Source organism: Amycolatopsis sp. NPDC003676 (assembly GCF_053587275.1).
Genome location: NZ_JBSFNS010000128.1, coordinates 1 through 20081, shown reverse-complemented (window position 1 = coordinate 20081; position 20081 = coordinate 1). Strand labels below are relative to the sequence as shown.

Annotated in this window: 16 protein-coding genes and 3 tRNA genes; 10 read left to right on the top strand and 9 right to left on the bottom strand. The window is 67.2% G+C overall.

From position 1 onward, the window contains the following. Positions 1-126 precede the first annotated feature (126 nt). Entirely contained in the window at positions 127-705 is a 579-nt protein-coding gene (locus ACWDNU_RS39550; RefSeq protein ID WP_370932408.1) for a PaaI family thioesterase, read from the bottom strand. 204 nt (positions 706-909) lie between these two features. Here ACWDNU_RS39550 and ACWDNU_RS39545 point away from each other — a divergent pair, with 204 nt between their 5' ends. Then, positions 910-2268, top strand: a complete 1359-nt coding sequence (locus ACWDNU_RS39545; RefSeq protein ID WP_182893853.1) for an MFS transporter — start codon at positions 910-912, stop codon at positions 2266-2268. 352 nt (positions 2269-2620) lie between these two features. On the opposite strand, the gene ACWDNU_RS39540 is transcribed toward ACWDNU_RS39545, so the two are convergent. From ACWDNU_RS39540 to ACWDNU_RS39525, 4 genes are all read right to left on the bottom strand, one after another. Continuing rightward, positions 2621-3118 (bottom strand): hypothetical protein, encoded by a 498-nt coding sequence (locus ACWDNU_RS39540; protein ID WP_449672614.1) that lies wholly within the window; start codon positions 3116-3118, stop codon positions 2621-2623. A 5-nt stretch (positions 3119-3123) separates the two neighbouring features. Beyond that, positions 3124-3669, bottom strand: coding sequence for a SigE family RNA polymerase sigma factor (locus ACWDNU_RS39535; RefSeq protein WP_344287969.1), 546 nt, complete (start codon positions 3667-3669; stop codon positions 3124-3126). A 7-nt stretch (positions 3670-3676) separates the two neighbouring features. Further along, entirely contained in the window at positions 3677-3979 is a 303-nt protein-coding gene (locus tag ACWDNU_RS39530) for a hypothetical protein (protein ID WP_370932404.1), read from the bottom strand. A 167-nt stretch (positions 3980-4146) separates the two neighbouring features. Beyond that, positions 4147-5355: a L,D-transpeptidase gene (locus ACWDNU_RS39525; RefSeq protein WP_449672613.1), complete on the bottom strand. Its 1209-nt coding sequence runs from the start codon at positions 5353-5355 to the stop codon at positions 4147-4149. 458 nt (positions 5356-5813) lie between these two features. Here ACWDNU_RS39525 and ACWDNU_RS39520 point away from each other — a divergent pair, with 458 nt between their 5' ends. Further along, entirely contained in the window at positions 5814-6017 is a 204-nt protein-coding gene (locus ACWDNU_RS39520) for a cold-shock protein (protein WP_003097368.1), read from the top strand. Between the two features lie 1191 nt (positions 6018-7208). Here ACWDNU_RS39520 and ACWDNU_RS39515 read toward each other — a convergent pair. Beyond that, positions 7209-7628: a hypothetical protein gene (locus ACWDNU_RS39515; RefSeq protein ID WP_354738757.1), complete on the bottom strand. Its 420-nt coding sequence runs from the start codon at positions 7626-7628 to the stop codon at positions 7209-7211. Positions 7629-8079: 451 nt separating this feature from the next. Here ACWDNU_RS39515 and ACWDNU_RS39510 point away from each other — a divergent pair, with 451 nt between their 5' ends. From ACWDNU_RS39510 to ACWDNU_RS39490, 5 genes are all read left to right on the top strand, one after another. After that, on the top strand, positions 8080-8331 hold the full coding sequence (locus ACWDNU_RS39510; protein WP_377874271.1) for a hypothetical protein: 252 nt from the start codon (positions 8080-8082) through the stop codon (positions 8329-8331). Between the two features lie 315 nt (positions 8332-8646). Further along, positions 8647-8719: transfer RNA gene (locus ACWDNU_RS39505), tRNA-Glu, on the top strand. A 14-nt stretch (positions 8720-8733) separates the two neighbouring features. Next, positions 8734-8807 (top strand) — tRNA-Asp (locus ACWDNU_RS39500). Positions 8808-8838: 31 nt separating this feature from the next. Beyond that, positions 8839-8912: transfer RNA gene (locus ACWDNU_RS39495), tRNA-Phe, on the top strand. Positions 8913-9324: 412 nt separating this feature from the next. Next, positions 9325-11064, top strand: a complete 1740-nt coding sequence (locus ACWDNU_RS39490) for a glycoside hydrolase family 9 protein (protein ID WP_449672612.1) — start codon at positions 9325-9327, stop codon at positions 11062-11064. A gap of 647 nt (positions 11065-11711) precedes the next feature. Here the strand turns inward: ACWDNU_RS39490 and ACWDNU_RS39485 are convergent. Beyond that, positions 11712-12545: a serine protease gene (locus ACWDNU_RS39485; protein WP_449672611.1), complete on the bottom strand. Its 834-nt coding sequence runs from the start codon at positions 12543-12545 to the stop codon at positions 11712-11714. Positions 12546-12702: 157 nt separating this feature from the next. Here ACWDNU_RS39485 and ACWDNU_RS39480 point away from each other — a divergent pair, with 157 nt between their 5' ends. Beyond that, a complete protein-coding gene (locus ACWDNU_RS39480) occupies positions 12703-13503 on the top strand; it encodes an arylamine N-acetyltransferase family protein (RefSeq protein ID WP_449672610.1) in 801 nt (266 codons plus the stop codon). On the opposite strand, the gene ACWDNU_RS39475 is transcribed toward ACWDNU_RS39480, so the two are convergent. Together ACWDNU_RS39475 and ACWDNU_RS39470 are read right to left on the bottom strand one after the other, a co-directional pair. Further along, on the bottom strand, positions 13497-16202 hold the full coding sequence (locus ACWDNU_RS39475; protein ID WP_449672609.1) for a sensor domain-containing protein: 2706 nt from the start codon (positions 16200-16202) through the stop codon (positions 13497-13499). The two genes, ACWDNU_RS39480 and ACWDNU_RS39475, sit on opposite strands and share 7 nt — an antisense overlap. Positions 16203-16319: 117 nt before the next feature. Beyond that, positions 16320-17303, bottom strand: coding sequence for a rhomboid-like protein (locus ACWDNU_RS39470; protein ID WP_449672608.1), 984 nt, complete (start codon positions 17301-17303; stop codon positions 16320-16322). A gap of 148 nt (positions 17304-17451) precedes the next feature. On the opposite strand from ACWDNU_RS39470, the gene ACWDNU_RS39465 reads away from it, so the two are divergent. Next, positions 17452-17982 carry a hypothetical protein gene (locus tag ACWDNU_RS39465; RefSeq protein ID WP_449672607.1) on the top strand — a complete coding sequence of 177 codons (531 nt, stop codon included), beginning with the start codon at positions 17452-17454 and terminating at the stop codon, positions 17980-17982. A 66-nt stretch (positions 17983-18048) separates the two neighbouring features. Next, a complete protein-coding gene (locus tag ACWDNU_RS39460; RefSeq protein WP_449672606.1) occupies positions 18049-19983 on the top strand; it encodes an amino acid transporter in 1935 nt (644 codons plus the stop codon). The last annotated feature ends 98 nt before the right edge of the window (positions 19984-20081 follow it).

The window sequence follows — 20081 nt, the reverse complement described above, 5'->3', positions numbered from 1 at the left end:
TTTTCCCCCACCCCCCGCTCTTCCTTTGTGGTCGACCCCCCCACCCCACACCGACCCCCCCCCCTCCCCTCGGCCCCTGTTTTGTGTTTATGCCGGTTCTAACCGGCATAAACACTCACGACCAGGTCAGGGGTTGATGTCCCACTCGCGCTTGTTGCGGCGGTGTTGCTCGGCGAGCTTCTCCAGCGCCTGCGGGTCGCCGTGCGTGCTGAAGTGCTCGAACCCCACCGCGATGAACACCGCTCGCGCATTCACCGCGACCGGCCCGTCGGCGGCGTCCAGATGCCCGTCCGCGCTCACGTAGATCTTCCGACCGGCGACCCCGTCCAGCCGGGCCTCGATGTACAGCGTGGATCCGACCGGCACTGGGCGGCGGAAGTCCGTCTCAAGCTTCCCCGTCACCGCGGGGCGGTGCAGCAGGTTCCCGACCGTCGAGCCGAGAGCCTCGTCGAACGCGCACGCGAGCAAGCCGCCGTGTGCGAGCCCGGGCGCACCCTGGTGCGCGGACGTCACGGTGAACTTCGAGTGCACCGTGTAACCCTCGCCGATGGCTGAGCGCAGGTGCAGGCCGTCGTCCACCTCGTCGCCGCAGCCGAAGCATTCGGCGAAGTGGGCGCCTAGCTCAGTGCCGGGTACGGGGGCTTTCGGGTGGATCTCCGGCGGCTCCACCGGCACGGGCGGCCACGGGCCGGAAACAGGACTCATGGGACGACGTTAACCCGGCGGAAGGACCCGTCGGCACCCGCCCTGACCGGCGCGGCCGCATTTCCTCAGCGCAGGGTAGTCGGAAAATTCCGCACGGTAGAAATTTCGCGACTCACCCTGCCAGCTTGGTTCAACGGGTCAAGACTGGGGAAATGTGCTCCAACGGATGGACCGGGACGTGTGCAGGAGGAGGTCACCGCCGGGATGAGTGAGCCAAAGACGGGGAAACCCGAGGTCGATCAGAGAACAGTCAAACGCGCGGTGATCGCGTCCGCGATGGGTAATGCGACCGAGTGGTACGACTACGGCGTATTCACCTCGGGCGCGATCGCGACGAGTATCGGAACACTGTTCTTCCCCGGCGAGGGCAACGCGGTGCTGAAATCGCTTGCCCTGCTGGCCGTCGGCTTCATCGTACGGCCGTTCGGCGGAGCGTTCTTCGGCCCGTTGGGGGACAAGCTCGGCAGGCAGAAGGTTCTCGCCCTCACCATTTTGCTGATGTCCGGCTGCACCTTCCTGGTCGGCGTGCTGCCGACGTATTCAGGCGGGTACAGCATGGGCATCGCGGCGCCGATCGCGATCTTGTTGCTGCGGCTCATCCAGGGCTTCTCGACCGGCGGCGAGTACGGCGGCGCGGCGACGTTCATCGCGGAATACGCGCCGACGAAACGGCGCGGTTTCTTCGGTTCCTTCCTGGAGATGGGCACCCTGGCCGGCTACGTGCTCGGCAACTCGGTCGTGCTGATCACTTACCTGTCGCTGTCGACCGAGCAGTTCGACTCGTGGGGCTGGCGGATTCCGTTCTTCATCGCGCTTCCGATCGGTGCGATCGGTCTCTACCTGCGGTCGAAGCTCGAGGACACGCCGGAGTTCCGCAGGCTCGAGGCGGCGGGCGAGAAGTCGGAGAAGGCTCCGCTCAAGGAGACCATCCAGCGCAACTGGCGGATGATCCTGAACCTGATCGGGATCGTGCTGCTGCTGAACATCGCCGACTACATGCTGCTCACGACGATGCCGACGTATTTCACCGACACTCTGCACATCGGCGACACCGAGTCCAGCCTGATCATCATCGGGGTGGAAATCGTGCAGTTCGCGCTGCTGATTCCACTCGGTGCGCTGTCCGACCGGATCGGCCGGAAACCCTTGCTGCTCACCGCGGCCATCGGGTTCATCGTGCTGAGCTGGCCCAGCATCAAGCTGATGCAGAGCGGCAGCCTGCTGTGGCTGATCGTCGGCTTCCTGGTCGTGGCGATCCTGCTGGCGCTGATGCTGGCGGTCATCGGCTCGACGTTCCCGGCGATGTTCCCGACGCGCGTGCGGTACGGCTCGTTCGCGATCGGCTACAACATCTCGACGTCGCTGTTCGGCGGCACCTGCGGCGTGATCGTCACGGCGTTGATCGGCAGCACCGGCAACGCGGACTGGCCGGCGTACTACTTGATCATCGCGGCCCTCATCGCGCTGGTCCCGATCATCAAGATCCCGGAGACGGCCCGGGTGCCGATCGAGGAGATCGACACCGCGGACACCGGCGGCAAGCTCGCCGGCGCCAGCAAGTGAGCGTCTGAGCTCACAAGAAAACCGCCCTCCGTCCATTGAGGACAGAGGGCGGTTTTCTTTGCGAAGTCAGCTGTTCTGCGTCGCCTCGACCGCCTGCGGAGCGAAGCGCTTGCGGGCCCAAGCTGCCAGGCCACCGGCGACCACGACGGCAACAACGGTTTCGATCATCAGTGCAACGAGCACCATGGTGCTTCCTCCTCAGGTTCTCGGGCCGGCCAATCGTGTGCCGGCTGAGCGACTGGTTCGACGACCGCTCCGGCCGCCACTGAGAACATCGCCCCGAAAGCCCGGGATATTTCGTCGAAAACCCACTTGATCTGGTGACGTCCGCCACTCTTGCCAGGAAAGCGTTTCAGCCGGAGGTCGGGCTGGGTAACGACGCGGTTCCCGCAGGTGAACGCATGGATGCGGGAGCCCGGTCACTGGTGGTCGGATACGCCCGCGGCGGTTGCGCGGGCCGCGACGTTCCCGCCCGCTGTCCGGGCTCCGTCGGCGGTTGCTTGTCCGGAGTGCCCGGGCTCACCTCCGGACCGGGCGCAGGCGCGTGCAGCGGGTCCGTCGAGGTCTTCATCGGCTCGGCCGGACTGGACGGCGCTGGCGAGACGGTGGCGAGTCCCGGCCCGGCGGGCATCACCGGCGGCTGCTCGGTCCCGCGGCTGCCCACCGCGAGACCGGCCACCACGATCACCGCGACCGTCGCGGCGGAACTGCCCGCGACCGCCCAGCGCTTGCGCTTCCGGCGGATAGCGGCACCTCGCACGATCACGTCGGCGGCGTCGACCTGCATCGGCGGGCCGTCCGGCGCCTGCGCGAACAAGGCGCGTACAGCTTCGGTGTCGTCGGAATCCATCTCGTTCACCTCCTTCCCGGGACAGGCAGTGCCTCGAAATGCGGGCCCAGCCGGGTCCGCAAAGTGGCCAGACCGCGCGCGGCCTGGCTTTTCACAGTGCCAGTCCGGCAGCCGAGCGCCGCGGCGGTCTCCTCGACGGACAGGTCCTCGAAGTACCGCAGCACCAGCACCGCGCGCTGGCGCGGGGCCAACGCGGCGAGTGCCTGCTGGATCAGCTGGTCGTGCTCAGTCTCGGCGGCAGGGGCCGGGACGTCGGGCGGTGCGTCGGTGAGCCGCTCCCGTTTCCAGCGGCTGCGGCGGTTTTCCGCGAGGAAAGTGCGCAGCACGATTTTGCGCGCGTAAGCGTCGAGCGCGTCGTGCCGGGCCAGCCGAGGCCAGGCGAGGTACAGCTTGAGCAGCGCCGCCTGTGCGAGATCTTCGGCCCGATGCCAGTCCCCGCAAAGCAGGTAGGCAGTGGACCGCAGGCTGTGCGCGCGCTCGCCGAAGTACCGGGCGAACTCGCCGTCCCACGGCGAGCTCGGCCCGGACGCCGGACTGGAGCGGGAGGGCACCGGGTGATCAGCCCCAGACCGAGGGCAGGTGCAGGTCGCCGGTCGGGCCCGCGGGCACGGCGGTCGGGACGCGCTTGGACTTCGCGGGCTGCCCCGGCGCGGCGACCTTCGGCGCGGCCGGGGCGGCGGTGGTCTGCCGGTCAGTGGGTGCCGGGGCCGGGGCGGCGGTGGGCCGCTCGGCCGGGGCGGTCTTCGTCGGGGCCGGCTGCGCCGACGGCGGGGCGTCCGCGGCGAAGGCGACCGCGCCGCCGGTCAGCGCGCCTCCGGCGAGCAGCAGCGAACCGATGGCGAGAGCGAAGCGAACACGCACGAGTTTCCTCCTGGTTCCACGAGCGCCGGGTGGCGCTTGTCTGCTCTAGTCATGCGGCCGGCGCTCGCCGGGGTTGCATCGGGTTTTTCTTTTTCTCGCCGGACACGCGAACGGCCGGGAGCGTTCGAGAGCTCCCGGCCGTCCGGTGGTGCTTGTTCGGTTCTCGGTTACGCGGACAGCGCCGACAGCTTGGTCCACGACGCCCAGTCGTAGGTCCAGTCGCTGTAGTCGCCGTCCTTCGCGCCCAGCTGCTGAGTGCTGCCGGAGATCTCCACCGGATCGCCGGGAAGGACGCTGTCGTAGTAGATCTTCGCGTTCGCCGGCGACAGATTGAGGCAGCCGTGCGAGATGTTCTTCTTGCCCTGCGCCCAGATCGATCCCGCGAGACCGTGGATGAACTCGCCGTTGTTGGAGATCCGGACCGCCCACGGCACGTTCACGTCGGTGTAGTTGTAGCGCGGGTTGCTCATCGAGTACGTCGCGTGCCTCGACATCACCACGTGCGTGCCGCTGTGCGTGACGCGGCCCGGGTCGGAGTCGAGGCCGTAGCTCACCGGGAAGTCCATGACCTGCTGGCCGTCGCGGATGACCTGCATGGTGTGTTCCTGGGTGTTGCCCTTGACGATCTGCGAGCGGCCGATGGTGAAGCTCGCGGAGACGTCCTGCTTGCCGTAGACGCCGTCGCCCATCGAAACGCCGTAGATGTTGGCCGAGACGACGACCTTCGTGTTCGGCTTGAAGTACTCCTTCGGCCGCCAGTGCACTGAAGTGTCGCCGTTGAGCCACGCCCAGGCGCCCTCGGTCTTCGGCGTGGTTTCCACCGACAGCGCGCGCTCGACGGACGCCTTGTCCTTGACCGCGCTCGGGAACGTGAGCGCGATCGGCATCGCGATGCCGTAGGTCTGCCCGTCGCCGACGTTCAGGCTGCCCTGCATCTGGCGGCGCGGCTTGACCGTGGTGAACGAGCCGTTGATCTGGACCTGCTTGCCGTCCTCGCCGGTGGCCTGGCCGGACCAGGTGTAGGTCTTGCCGTAGCCGAGGTCTTCGGTGCTGCTCCAGCTCTTCTTGTCCGGAGAGGGTTGCCCCTGCACCTGTTTGCCGTCGGCGTTGGTGAGCGCGACCGCTCCGATGGTGCCGTTGGCGACGGTCACCTTCGCCGGTTGGCCCGGAGCCACGTCGCCCGCTCCGGATGCCGGCGTGATCGCCACGGCCGCCGCTTTCGCGGGCGTGGCCGGTGCCTCGGTAGGCCCGCCGCCCGCGGTCCCGCCCGCGTTCACGCTCGACCCGCCGCCGCTGCACGCCCCGAGCGTGAGCGCGGCGACCAAGCCCAGCACCGCGACGCCGGCCCGGCGGCGTGCGAAGTGTCGGATAGTCACACCGATCCCCAATCTCCCCTTAGTACCCCGAACACCCAGACGTCCCGAGATGCCTTCACGTTCACCGGAAAAGGGGTGACCAGCATCACACTGCACCGAGTGACCATTACGGAGGCGGCTCGACCGACCGCGCACTGTGCATCACCGAACTGCGCTGGGTGTACTGGATCAGAGTAGCCGCGGGGTCCGACAGCGCTGCGTAGGCGGCGATACGACGTTCCGGTGATGCGCGCACGATGGAACCGATCCTTGCGATCAACGGGGTTCAGATTTGGTGAGATCCCGGTAGGCTGCTGACCAGGCCGTCGTTTTGCGTGTTCGTGGCTTCACACTCGCGGAACTTCTGACGCGAGCCGTGGGGCCGAAAAGCTCTTCGCTCGTCTCGTTGGAACCGCCCGGGACGGCCTGGGTGCCGCTTCGGTGGCATTCGAAGCGGATCTGTTACGAGGAGTACAGCGGTGGCGCAAGGCACTGTGAAGTGGTTCAACGCGGAGAAGGGCTTCGGCTTCATCGCGCAGGACGGCGGCGAAGGCGACGTTTTCGTGCACTACTCGGAGATCGAGGGACGCGGCTTCCGCACCCTCGAGGAGAACCAGCGAGTGGAGTTCGAGGTCGGCCAGGGGCAGAAGGGCCCGCAGGCCCAGAAGGTCCGCGCGATCTGAGTCAGGCCCGCGCGTTTTCTCAGGCCTGAAAGAAGGGCCCCGACGGGATTTCCCGTCGGGGCCTTTTTTCATTGCGGGTTCCGTTGTGGGGAATGTTTGGAGCGACGGTTATCGCGGTTGACCCTGGGGTGGTGGTGGGGCGGCGGTTCGGTGGTCGCGGGTTGGGGTCCGCTGGCTGAGTGCCGGTCGGGTTGGCTGGTCGGGTGCGCCACGGCTTGATCAGGTTCGGGCGGTTGGCGGGCTGCCCGGGCCAGGGGAATGCGGCCGGGGCCTGGTTCGGCTGGGGTTTGGAGAGCTCGACCGCGGCCCGGTTCGGCTGGGGTTCGTGGAGTGCGGCTGCGGTCTGGTTCGGCTGAGGCCGGGGAACGCGCTGCGGTCTGGTTCGGCTGAGGCCGGGGAACGCGCTGCGGTCTGGTTCGGCTGGGGTCGGGGAACGCGGCTGCGGTCTGGTTCGGCGGGTTCGATGCGGGCGGATCTCGGCCGGGTTGGGCACGGATGGGCGACGCCGGATCGGTTGGTTGCTTCGACTGTGAGTGGGTGCCGCCGAGTTGACTCGATCGGGTGGCCGTGGGGCGTTGATGACCGGGCGGCTTGGGCTGGTTGCCGGGTTTCGCGGCTTGGTTGAGGGCCTGGGCCGGTCGCCCTCGCCGGAGTCGGCGGTCGGGATCCGGCTGCCCGAGCTGGAGTCCGGAGTTGGCTGGCGGGCCCCGCCGTTGGCGGTGATCGCGGGTCTCGCCATGGAGCGATCTGATGTGCGCCTTGTCCAGCGCGCCGCCGCGATGCCCCGTCACGCCGCACCGCCGCGATGCCCTGCAGCACCGCCGCACCGGAGCGATGCCTTGCCACGCCGCGGCGGGCACCTCCCTCAGCGCCCCGCCCAGCGCCTCCATCGCGTCGCGCTGCCGGACTGCGGTTGCACCACGCTGTCGGCTTCCGCCGCTTCCCTGCGTCCCTTCGCCGAGTCTCCCGTCGCTTCCCTGCGTCCCCTCGCTGCGGCTCCCGCCCCTCCTCGCGAGCCGTGCCCGTCCGCGGCGAACTATCAGCCAGGCCGTCCGCGCCACAGCCAAGACATCCGCAGGCGAATCCGGGAGGCGTCCCACCCACCGGGACCCCAGTCGCCCGGTGACCCCGGAAAAGGGAAAACCCCCGGCCGTCGGGGGAAGCCGGGGGTTTTCGTTCAGGGGGCGGGGATCAGCGTCCGACGAGGGGCTGTTCGAAGGTCTCCGCCGGGAAGTGGAACTCGTCGGTCATGGCGTCGGAGTGGCGGCGCTCCTGGGCGGAGGCGGCCTGGCCCTCCCACGAGAGGCGCTCCAGGATCCATTCCTGCGCCAGGGCCTGCGGGGTCAGGTTCCTGGCGACGGCGATGTCCTTGAGCTGCTGGCTGGCGATGAGGTTCATGCGCAGCTGGTAGACCTGCGCGTCGCCGAAGCGGCTGCCGGTTCCGGTGCTCTCCGGGTCGGAGTCCGGGGCGAGCGCGGCGAGGTAGCTGGTGAGCTCCTTGTCCTCGACGACTTCGTCGCCGGCGACCTTGGCGGCATTGCGATGCCGCCCGCTCGAGACGGCTTTGAGATTCGTGCGGCTGCTGAGGCGGCCGAGGGAGGGAAGAGGCACGCGGTCACGATAACGGTTGGGTCTCGGCAAAGAAACCACTGTGAGCCACGACACACGCATTTCCGTGCTCGGCCAGCCCAATTTGATCACCTGTTCAGCCCAGTCGGTAAACGCATTTCGCGACTGTCTGTTGATCAGGAGTACGGAGAGTAGATCCGCAGGTCAGTGCCGGTGTGCGGAAATGGAGAGACCCCCGCGCCAGGGGGAGGAACGCGGGGGTCGGAGGGGATCTCCACAGGCGCTGACCGGGGGTGTGTCAGCAACACCGATTGTTGCACGAGTTCCGGGGATCGGCGAGGGGAAGCCGGGAGAAATCGTTCTGCGCGATCTTGGAATGCTTTACCAGGGAAGCTTCGGAGAGTGTTCGCAGGTTCACTCTCCGGGGGGCTGCCGGTGCTGCTCGCCGCTGGTTAGCCTCGCGGCCAGTTGTTGCGAACCGCATGGAGGGGCCATGAGCGGATCGGTCGAAGTTCGTCAGTTCCTCCTTCGGTACGAAGGTGCCGACGGGGGAAGCACGTCACTGTCCGGCGGCGTGCCGGCACAGCGCGGGCCATCGGAAGGGCAACGGGTCTCCGACGACCAGGTCCGCCGAGCCCGGCTCGCTGTCGCGGCCGGTGCGCTGGACGTGGAGGACTGCGTGCAATTGCTGGAGATGCTCGGGCTGAGTCCGGGCGACGACGGTCAGGCGCCCGTGCAGCGCTGACCCCATCGTCGGTACGTGCTGTCGTGTCCGCCGGTCTTGGCGCGGGCTCGTAGGCGCGGCTTGGTCTCGGCGCGCAGGTCTGTCTCCGGCGTAGAGTGGCGTGGCACACGCCGATCGTCCGGAGCGGCTTCGGACGGGCTGATCGGCGTCGCACGGTGCGGTCAGGTCGTCGGCGCGGACGTTGTCGCAGGTCGGAGGCTCGCTGACCGCTTAAGGAACCCCCGGTGCAAACCCCTTGGAACGTGCCCTATGCTTGTAATCGCTCCCAGGGGAACACCTGAGAGCGCGGTCGGTCGGTCCACCGAAACCGACCGGGCTCCCATCGTTCAGTGGCCTAGGACTCCGCCCTTTCAAGGCGGCAACGCGGGTTCGAATCCCGTTGGGAGTACGCAGTACCAGTAAGGCCCTGTGGCGCAGTTGGTTAGCGCGTCGCCCTGTCACGGCGAAGGTCGCGGGTTCGAGTCCCGTCAGGGTCGCAAGATCGTTCGGCTCCTAGCCGGCGTTCCCGGCCAGGTAGCTCAGTTGGTACGAGCGTCCGCCTGAAAAGCGGAAGGTCGCCGGTTCGACCCCGGCCCTGGCCACACCGTTACCTGCGAAAAGAGCCCTCATCCAGACGGATGGGGGCTGTTTCGTTTTTCGGCCCGTCTTGGCTGCGGCTCCGCGGGGCCGTCGAGTCGCCGCGCGGCGTTCCCTCGCTGCCGTCGGGAGTCCGGACCACCGCAGTGCGGGCTCAGCTTGCCGTCGGTGCCGTGATTGGGGCGGGTAGATCGCGGCTTTCACTGAGTGACTGCCATGCCGACCATGGTTCCGCTGCCGCTGACTTTGCCCGAATCTGCCATTCGGAAGCAGTCTTGCCAAACCTCCGAACCGCTCCCTAGCCTCAATAACATCTCAGAGGTCTGGACCAATTGGAGGTCGAGAATGCCGGGAGATGTGGGGCGGCGCAGTTTTCTTGCCGGGTCGGCGGCGGTGGGGGTCGGGGCAGTGGGGGCGATGACTCCGTTGGGAGCTGAGGCGGTGGCCGTCGAGGCGCAGGCCGGGGTGGCGGTTTACGCGAACAACGTCGGCTACGCGCCCGGTGCGCCCAAGCGAGCGGTGCTCGCGGCCGGGTCGCCGCGGGCGATTCCGAGGTTTACCGTCGTCGACGTCGCCACCGGGAAGGTCGTCTTCACCGGGAATCCGCGGCCGGCGGCTCAGGTTCCGGGGTGGGACGACCGGCATTACTGGACCGCGGACTTCTCCGGGCTGAAGACCGAAGGCGAGTACGTCCTGCTCGCCGCGGACGGGCGGTCGCAGCCGTTCCGCATCGATCAGCTGGTGCTTGAGCGTTACACGCTTTCCCACGTCGTGCACTACTTCAAGGGCACCCGCAGCTCGGACCGGTTCGATCGCCAGGACCGCGAAGCGCCGATCGGCCCCAAGGGCACGCAGGTCATGGACGCGCACGGCGGCTGGTACGACGCGACCGGCGACTTCGGCAAGCACTTCACGCAACTGTCGGACCGCAGCTACTTCAACACTCTCCAGATCCCGCTCACCGCCTGGGTGCTGGCCAAGGCGTACCAGCGGCTCACCGCGCGCGGCGACACCAACTTCACCCAATTGCGAACCTGGCTCGCCGACGAAGCGCTGTTCGGCGCCGACTACCTGCGCCGGGTGAAAATCGCGGACGGCACGTTCGTCACCTCGGTCATCCAGCCTGGGCCGCCGAAGGATCCGAAGCTGCGGTTCGTCCTGGCGAACGACGACGGCGAGCCCGTTCAGGTGAACTACCGCGAAGGCGGCGGGGTCGCGATCGCGGCGCTGGCGGCGGCGACCACGCTGGACGCGTCGGGCGATTACTCCCACGAGGAGTATCTGGCGACGGCGGAGGCGGCGTTCGACTTCTTGGAGCACCACAACGTCGAAATGACCAATGACGGCAAGGAAAACATCCAGGACGACTACGGCGCGTTGCTGGCGGCGGTCGAGTTGTATCAGGTGACCAAGAAGCCAGTATACCGCGAGGCGGCGGCCCTTCGGGCGCATAATCTGTTGCAGCGCTTGGTTTCCTGGAAGTCCTACCGCGACTACTGGCGCGCGGACGACGGCGACCGGCCGTACTTCCATCCCTCTGATGCGGGGTTGCCGGTGATCAGTCTGCTCGCCTACGCCGAGATCGCCGATGCGCCAACGGTTTCCGAGGTGCTGAAGGTGGTACGGCGGTCGCTGGAGTTCGAACTCACGGTGACTTCCGAGGTGCCTAACCCGTTTGGGTATGCGCGGAATCTTGTGCAAGATGGAGAGGGTAAGAGGTACAGCTCATTTTTCTTCCCGCACAACGTCACGCCGCGAGTGAAAGACCAGTGGTGGCAGGGCGAGAACGCGCGGATCGCTTCGCTCGCGACCGCCGCTCGGCTTGCCGCGCAACGGTTTTCGGGCGAGTTCGCGGGTCGGCTGCGGTCGTACGCGGCGGACCAGCTGAACTGGATCTGCGGCAGCAACCCGTACGGCGTGTGCATGCTCGACGGCAGCGGCCGCGGCAACCCGCAGTACAGCTGGCTCGGGTCGTGGCAGTTCCTGCCGACGGCGGGCGGGATTGTCAACGGCATCACCGGCTTGAACGAGGACGGCAGCGGAATAGCGTGGGACCGCGGTTACGTGGTCACCGGAAAGGACGACGACTGGCGGTGGGATGAACAGTGGCTGCCGCACTCGACTTGGTACTTGTACGCGGTCGCGGTGGGGGACTGAGGTGGGGTCCCGAGGCGTTGGGCGATCGGCAGATTCCGGTGGCGGTGCGGGGTGGACGTCTGCTCTGGCGAGGACGGTGAAGGGACGTCTGCTCTGGCGAGGCCGATGAAGAGATGCTCGCGGGCGGTTCCGCAGGATTCCCTCGCGGACGCCTGGTTCGGTGCGCCGCGGAGCGTGGTCGTATCTGGGCGTGGTGCGTTGCGGAGTGTGGTTGTGCCCTGGGCGTGGTGCGCCGCGGAGCGTGGTCGTGCCCCGGGCGTGGTGTGTCGCGGAGCGTGGTTGTACCCGAGCGAGGTGTATCGCGGAACATGGTCGTACTCGGGCGAAGTGCGTCGCGGACCTTGGTGGTGCCGAGCCGGGCTGCGATGCGTCGAGCCCGCTGTGGAGTGGACGCGCCCTGGCAATGGCGACGGAACTCGGCCGTGCCCGGCAACGGTCGCACAGCGTCGGAGGTCGCCGTGGGCGCTCGGTGCTGGAGCGAGGCTGGTTCGGCGGGTTGCGAAACCTAGTCAGGTCCGCGTGGGGCTGCCTAGTGCTGAGCATCCCGTGAATCGCTGGATCAACGAGGCTTGAAGCATGGCCGTGCCCGGCACGATCTGAATCGTGCCGGGCACGCCAGGTGCATCAGCCAGAAGCTAGTGCGAACGCTAGATCAATGGCCCACGGAACTTAGCCGTCCCCGGCACCAGTTCCACAGTCCCAAGCCCGCCATGAGCACTCGCGTACGCCAGCTCGCGGGAAATATCGCCGACTCCGTTCGTCCCGGGCTGGGGTGCCAGGTTCAGCGTGCTCAGCACCCCGAGCGCGTTCCCGTCCCGGTCGAGGAAGCCGCTGCCGGAATCGCCGGGGATGCCGGGCGTCACCGTCAGTACGGTGTGGCTCCAGCCGCCGCCGGTGTCACCCAGACTGGTGCCTTGTTTGGGGGACAGTTGGGTGATTCCGCCGCGGAGTTCGGAGTTGCCGTAGCTCAGCACTGTGCCTAGTTGCTTCGTGCCGGTGGTGTTCACGCCGGTCGGGCCGCCCCAGAACGGGAGGCTGGGGTTCACCTTCGACACGTCCGCCGGGTCGATCTTCACCAGTGCGAGATCGTTGTACTGGCAGGTGTTCGCGTCCGCTTCGTGGCGGGACTGCATGGTCAGCCACGAGTTGTAGACGAGCGTTCCCGGCTTGCTCGCGCCGGTGATCGAGACGGGGGTGCCGAGCGGGAGCGAACCAGCCGAGCAGCCGTTCGTTTCGGTCGAGCCGCCGGTGCCGGAGCAGTGCGCGGCTTGTCCGAGGAACACGTCCGTTCCGTTGCTGTACACGAAGTTCGAGGTGCATTGCGCCCCGTTGGTGTGCGTCTGCACCCCGGGGTGCACGGCGGCGGTGTCCGCCGGCGCCCAGGTCGGGGTCGTTGCCCACGCGGTCGCGGGCAGCATCGCGGCGGCGGTCGCCAGGGCCGTCACCGCACTGGCCCGGGCCAGTGGTCGAGGGGTCTTCATCGGGCTCCCTTCGAGAAGGCCAGCACTCACTCGGACGTGTGCTACTGACTGGTAGGCATCGCGGGGTACATCACACCAGAGAGTGGTGCCAGTCACAACCGTCGTGACCCTGGGTGACTGTTGACCTAGAGCTAGCTAGAGGTTGCAGACTGGCCTTATGACTGGGGAATGGAACATCGAAGCAGCGGACGTCGACGCCTACCTCGCGCGCGTGGGGCAGCGGCGGGAGAAGCCGTCTGTAGCGGCGCTGGCGCGGCTGGCGCAGGCGCACGTCCGGGCGATCCCGTTCGAGAACATCGACGTGGTGATTGGCCGGCACCGCGGGATCGAGCTGGATGTCGTCAGCGAGAAGCTCGTCGGACGCCGCCGGGGCGGGTATTGCTACGAGCAGGCCGGGTTGTTCGCGGCCGTCGCCGAGCAGCTCGGGTACGAGGTGCAGCGCACGGTCGCGCGGGTGCAGCCGCGCAAGAGCGGGCCGTACACGCACATGACACTGGTGATTACCGTTGAGGGGCAACAGTTTCTGGTGGACGTCGGGTTCGGCGCGGGGATTCTGCTGCCGATGCCGCTGATCGACGGGGCCGAAGTGGACCAGGCCGGATGGACGCACCGGATGACGCTGCGCGACGGCTGGTGGGTGCTGCAGAAGCAGGACGGCGACGGCTGGGAAGACCTGCACGAGGTGCTCCCGCTGGTGAACAGCCGCCCGATCGACTACCAGGTGTTCCACCACTACACGTCCACGCATCCGAAGTCGCCGTTCACCGGGCGCATCGTGGTGATGCGGCTTGAACCCGGCCGATTCCGCCGGCTGCTCGGCCGCGAATACCAGGAGAGCCATCCGGACGGCACGGTCGAAACGCGCACGATCGAACCGATTGATCTCGGCAAGACGTTGGAGGACCTGGACGTCTTCCTCACCGAGGACGAGCTGGCGGCGCTGCTCGAGACTTACTGAAACAGCTCCGCGGCGGCGAGCGGCCGGCCGAGGTGGTAGCCCTGGGCCTGGTCGCAGCCGAGTTCTCGCAGCAGTGCCAGCTCTTCCGCGGTCTCGACGCCTTCCGCGACCACGGTCAGGTCGACCGCGTGCGCCATCGCGATGATGCTCGTGACGATCGCGGCCGCGTCGCGGGAGTCGGCGATGCCGGTGATGAACGAGCGGTCGATCTTGAGGGTGTCCAGCGTCAGCCGGCGCAGCTGGGCCAGCGAAGAATAACCAGTGCCGAAGTCGTCGATAGCCAGCAAAACCCCGAGAGAACGCAAGGCGGACAGCACTTCCGCCGCCGCCGACGTATCGCGCATGAGGGCGCTTTCGGTGACTTCCAACGTCAACGAGCCGGGCGGCAGGCCGGTGGTGGCGAGTGCGTCGCGGACCGCCGGGACCAGATGCGGGTCGTCCAGTTGCCGGACGGAGAGGTTCACTTTCAGGCTGAGGTCGAGCCCCCGGCCGGTGCGCAGGGCGGCCAGTTCGCGCGTGGTATCGCGCAGGACGTACTTGCCCAGCACGTTGATCAGTTCGCTTTCCTCGGCCAGCGGGATGAATTCCGCGGGCGAGATCGCGCCGTGTTTCGGGTGGGTCCAGCGCAGCAACGCTTCGACGCCAACCATTTCACCGGTGCGCAGGTCGACCACCGGCTGGTAGGCCGGCCACAGCTGTCCACTGTGGACAGCGTCGCGAAGGTCCTGTTCCATCCGCAGTCGGCGTTGCATGCGTTCCCGCAGTGCGACGTCGAAGAATTCGAACCGGCCGCGGCCGCGGGATTTCGCTTGGTACATCGCGACATCCGCGTCGCGCAGCAAATCCTCCGCGCTGCGGCGGTCGCCCGGTTCGACGAGGACGATGCCCATGCTCGCGTCGAGGTGCAGTTGCCTGCCGTGCACCGAAACCGGCTCCGCCAGCACGGAACGCAGGTGCGCGGCGAACACGCCGACCTGCGCCTGGCCGGTCGTCGCGGACGTGACGACCACGAACTCGTCGCCGCCCAGCCTGCCGACGACGTCGTCGGGGCCGGTGGCCCGGCGCAGGCGTTCGCCGGCGATGCGCAGGACCTGGTCGCCGACCGGGTGGCCGAGGGAATCGTTGATCAGCTTGAACTTGTCCAGGTCGAGGAACAGCACCGCGGCCGCCTCGGTGCCGTCGCGGCGGTCGAGCCGGTCCAGCACCAGGGTGCGGTTGGCGAGCCGGGTCAGCGGGTCGTGGGTCGCTTCGTGGGCCAGCCGGGCGCTGATCGCGCGCCGTTCGGTGATGTCGGTGAAGGACGTGACCACCGAGACGCCGTTCGGGTCGTCCGAGTCGAGCAACCGCGAGGTCAGTGACACCCACACGTCGCGGCCGTCGGGCCGGCGCAGGCGCACGACCAGGCCGTTGTGCGTGCTCCCGGTGCGGCGCGTGTGCATGGACGGCAGGTCGTCGTCCGGGATCCGGTTGCCGTCCTCGTCGAACAGCACGAGGGTCGTGCACGGCACGCCGAGCAGCTGCGTCTCCGGGACGCCGAGGATGCGGCAGGCGGACGGGTTCGCCGACTGGATCAGCCCGGTCGGGCCGATCACCAGCACGCCCTCGTCGAGCGCGGCGACGACCGTCGCATAGTGCTGCTCGACGCGCCGACGTGCGGTTTCGTCGGTACAGACCAGGAGGAAGCCGTCGACGGTCTCGGTCGCGGACACCCGGACCTGCCGCGGCGAGCCGTCCCGGCCGCGGTGGGTCTGCGCGGCGACGCCGTCGCGGATCGCGGCCGGGTTGGGGTCGATGCCGAGCACCTCGTGCACCCGTCTGCCGAGCGCTTCCGGGGCGGGCCAGCCGTAGACGGTCTCCGCGGCCGGGTTCCAGCCGGTGACGATGCCCTCGGCGGTGATCGTGACGATGGCGTCACTGACGTGCGTGACCAGCGCTTCTTGCGCGCGAACGGCGGCCGCGGCGGCGTGCTTGACGGTGCTGTCGCGGATCACCACTTGGAACGACGGCGGATTCGAGTCGCTGGTGCGTACCGACACGGTTTCCGCCACGAATTTGCTCCCGTCCAACCGTTTCAGCACCGCTTCCCGCGGTTCCGCACTGGGATCCTCAAGCAGCTGCGCGGATTCGGCGGCCACAAAATCCGCGAACTCCCGGCTGACGACCTCGTGCGCCGCCCGTGCCGCGAACAGGTCGAGCGCGGCCTGGTTGGCGTAGGTGACGACGCCGCCCGAATGCACGCAGATCGCGTCCGGGCTCTGTTCCATCAGCAGCTGGTAGCGGTCGGACAGCTCCGCGAGGTCGGACTTCTCCGGCTCAGTTTCCGCGACCGCGGACGCGACGCCGAGCAGGCCGGTCGTGTGGTCCCGTTCGCCGACGGTCCTGGCGCGCAGCCGGATGCGGCGAGGGGTCCCGTCGGCGCCGTCCTGTGGCTGTTCGAGTTCGAAATCGCGGCCGGGCGGGGTGCGGCGGAGGTTCGCGGTGAGCGGGCGCAGCAGCTCGGTGAGCCGGTCGCACAGCTCCTTGCCGGTCGCGCCGGGGAGGCCGAGGACGGCGTCGAGGCCGGGCAGCCAGGTGAGGGTCGCCGGTTCGGAGGCGTGCAGGGAGAACAGGACCCCCGCGCCGGCGTCCGGCCGCAGGCCCGCGAGCTGGGCGCGCCGGGTGATTCCACCCGGTTCACCGGCCAGGGCGTCAGCCTCCATGGTGCTTCCGATCCCCCTTGTCGGCGTATGGCCCGTCGATTACACCACCGAGTGAAGCCTGTGTATATCCGCACGGGGAGCCGCTTGCATCACTCGTCTGGACGCCGACGACGGGTGCTATCGGGCGACGCGGGGCACGCTGCGCAGTCGCGGACCCCACACGAGCAGGCCGAAGTGGGCCGCACAGGTATGTCCGAGGACGGTCACGACGGACGCGAGACTGGCCGGATCGTCGGTCACATAGACGCTGATAACGAATAGCTCAAGGGCCGCGATCCCGACGATTTTGGCCCTGCCGCGCAGCAGCGCGACGAGCACGCCGGCGGTGGTGAGGAAGCCGTAGCTGACCCCGATGTCGAGCCAGCGGCCTGCGGAGTGCGGCAGGACGTCGGTGTGGATCAAGGCCATCACCGGCAGTTCGGTGGCGATCGTGGCGAGCACGTGCCCGCTGAAGAAGACGAGAGCCGTCCGGAGCCCGCCGAACCGCCGCTCGAACGGGGCGACCGCGATCGCGAAGATCACCGCGTACGGCAGCCAGCCACCGTCGGCGATCCAGAAGGCGCTGGTCAGGAGAGCGGTGAGGGGGTGGCGCGCCATGTTGTGCGCGTCGGTGCTGGAGACGGCGAGGAGCTTGTCGGTGAGCTTCGGGCTGGCGAACCGGATGAGCAGCGAGGTGCCGAGGAGGAGGACGAGGTAGCCGAAGGTGAACGGCGTGGACCGCGGGCTGGGGACAAGGCTGAGCCAGGCTCGTTTCGGCCGCCAGGTCGCGGGGATGGCCAGGAAGGGAAGCCTGGGGGCGGGCTGGACGAGGTCGAGCGGATCGATGTCCGGCAGCACGGCCGTCGCCGTCGGCTGCGGGGATCCGATGAGGTCGGCCAAATGGGTTCCGCCTGCCGGGGTCGTGGCCGTGGTCCCGGCTGTGGTCCCGGCCGGTTCGAGGACGTCGGTGGTCCCGGCGGGCGGGACGACGCCCGGAGCCTGCCCGCGCAGCCACGTCAAGGACCGCCACTTCCGGGGAGTTCCCGTGGTGGCAGCACTGCGCGCCGGGCGGGGTGCCGGGTCCGGCTCGCGCAGCGACATGCGTCCAGAGTGGCTGGGCATGCTGGGATTTTGGCCAAGAGCAGCTGTGAATGCGCTGTGATTCACACCCGCTAGAGTGAGCACCCTGGGTAGAAGGTTTCGCCCGTTGTCACCCGTTCAGTGGACTCATCCGGTAGGAATAGGCCACTCCTGGTGAAAGGTCACGCTGGTGAACGACGAGGTTTCGGTCGCCGAGCTGTTGGTGCGCGAAGGACACGAACGACGGATCCCACCGCCGTCCCGGTCCAGGTGGCGCATGGTTTCGGTGATGCTCGCGGTGATCGTCGGCTGCGGGGCGGCGGCCATGCTCGTCTCATACGGGACCACGGCGAGCGACGGTGCCTCCCGGATCACCGAGATGCGCGTGATCGAGATGCCGGACCGCACGGGCGGCGCCGGCGGCGTCGACGAGACCAACCCGCCGACGCCCACCGGCGAGGAGACCGAAGGGGGCACGGTCGGCGTCGGGGATGCTCCTTCGAGCAAGGTGAACGTCAACCCGCTCGGCGAGCACAGCACGCCTGCTCATCCGGCTGATTCTGTTCCGTCTCACCCGGCGTCGAGCGAACGGCCGGAGACCACCGGTCCGACCGCGCCGTCTCAGCCGTCGTTGAGCCCATCGGGACCGTCGAGTTCGAGCCAGCCGCCTTCGCCGAGCAGCCATGAGCCGCCGTGCGTTCTGAACATTATTTGTCTCTGACCTATTTGTCCGGTGAAACCCTGAGCGTCCGCTGAGCGCGATCCGCGCGGCGGGGCGGAAACCGGCATGATCGGCCGCGTGCCGAATACAAAGCTGCGTGCCTGGCTCCTCGAGGGCGAGCACAAGCGCGCCCAGCAGATGACCGGTGGCAAGCGGGAGACCAAAAAGGCCGAACAGCCGTGGTGGAAGGTCATGTGCCTCACCGGCGTCGACTACTTCTCCACGCTCGGATATCAGCCGGGGATCGCCGCGCTCGCCGCCGGGGTGTTGTCGCCGTTGGCCACTGTGGTGCTGGTGGTGCTCACGCTTGCCGGGGCGCTGCCGATCTATCGGCGGGTGGCGCGGGAGAGTCCGCACGGCCAGGGGTCGATCGCGATGCTGGAGAAGCTGCTGTCTCGGTGGGGCGGCAAGCTGTTAGTGCTTGCGCTGCTTGGATTTGCGGCTACTGACTTCGTGATCACGGTGACGTTGTCCGCGGCTGACGCTACTGCGCACGTTATTGAGAATCCGTTTGTTCCTACCGCGCTGCATGGCGGGCAGGTTTGGATCACGTTGGTGCTCATTGCCTTGCTCGGGGCGGTGTTTCTCAAGGGGTTTGCTGAGGCTATCGGGGTTGCGGTCGTTCTCGTGGGGGTCTATCTCGCGTTGAACGTTGTCGTGGTGGCTGTTGCGTTGGCGCATGTGTTCGGGGCGCCGCAGCTTGTTGTTGACTGGCAGAACTTGTTGGTCAGTGAGCATCCCAATCCTTGGATGATGGTCGGGGTTGCTCTGGTGGTGTTTCCCAAGCTGGCGCTGGGGTTGTCTGGGTTTGAGACTGGGGTTTCGGTGATGCCGCTGGTCCGAGGGGCTGCTGGGGACACTGAAGCGGAGCCGGTTGGGCGGATTCGGAATACTCGGCGGTTGCTGGTTACTGCTGCGCTGATTATGAGCGCGTTCTTGATTACGTCCAGTTTCGCTACTGCGGTGTTGATTCCGCAGCGGGAGTTTCAGGCTGGCGGGAAGGCCAACGGGCGGGCGTTGGCTTATCTTGCGCACAGTTATCTTGGGGATGGGTTTGGTACTGTTTATGATGTCAGTACCATTGCGATCCTTTGGTTTGCTGGGGCTTCGGCGATGGCTGGGTTGTTGAATATTGTGCCTCGGTATCTGCCGCGGTATGGGATGGCTCCGGATTGGGCTCGGGCTACTCGGCCGTTGGTGATTGTGGTTTCGGTTATCGCGTTTGTTATTACGTTGATCTTCGATGCCGATGTCGAGGCTCAGGGCGGGGCGTATGCGACCGGGGTGCTGGTGTTGATTTCCTCCGCTTCGGTGGCGGTTACGTTGTCTGCTCGGCGGCTTAAGCAGCGGGCGTTTTGGGGTTATCTGGTTATTACTGTGGTGTTTTTGTACACGACGGTTGCCAATATTGTGGAGCGTCCTGAAGGGGTCAAGATCGCTGGGTTCTTTATTGGGGCGATTGTCTTGACCTCGTTGATCTCGCGGGCTACTCGGTCGTTGGAGTTGCGGGTCGAGAAGGTTGAGTTCGATGCGGCTGCGCGGCGGATTGTGGACAAAGCGGTTCGGTCTGGGGCGGTTCGGATTATTGCCAACGAGCCGGATGCTCGGGATGAGGCTGAGTACCGGGAGAAGGAGTTGGAGGCTCGGGGGGACAATCATATTCCCCGGGATAGCGCGTTGTTCTTTCTTGAGGTTACTATTTCGGATGCTTCGGATTTTGAGACTACGTTGCGGGTGCATGGGGAGAAGCGGGCCGGGTATCGGATTTTGCGGATGAAGAGTCCGTCTATTGCTAATGCTATTGCTGCGGTTTTGTTGCAGTTGCGGGATGAGACTGGGATGCAGCCGCATATTTACTTTGCTTGGACGGAGGGGAATCCGTTTAAGTTTTTGGGGCGGTATTTGTTTTTTGGGGATGGGGATGTGCCGCCGGTTACTCGGGAGGTGTTGCGGAGGGCGGAGCCGGATCCTCATCGGAGGCCGTTGGTGCATGTGGGGTGACTTCTCGTCGCCTGGCGGCGACATCGCTTGGTGGTTGCGTGGGGCACCCCGAAGCGTGAGTGTGCTGACGGTCTGGGGGTGCTTGTCAAGGCGGGAAA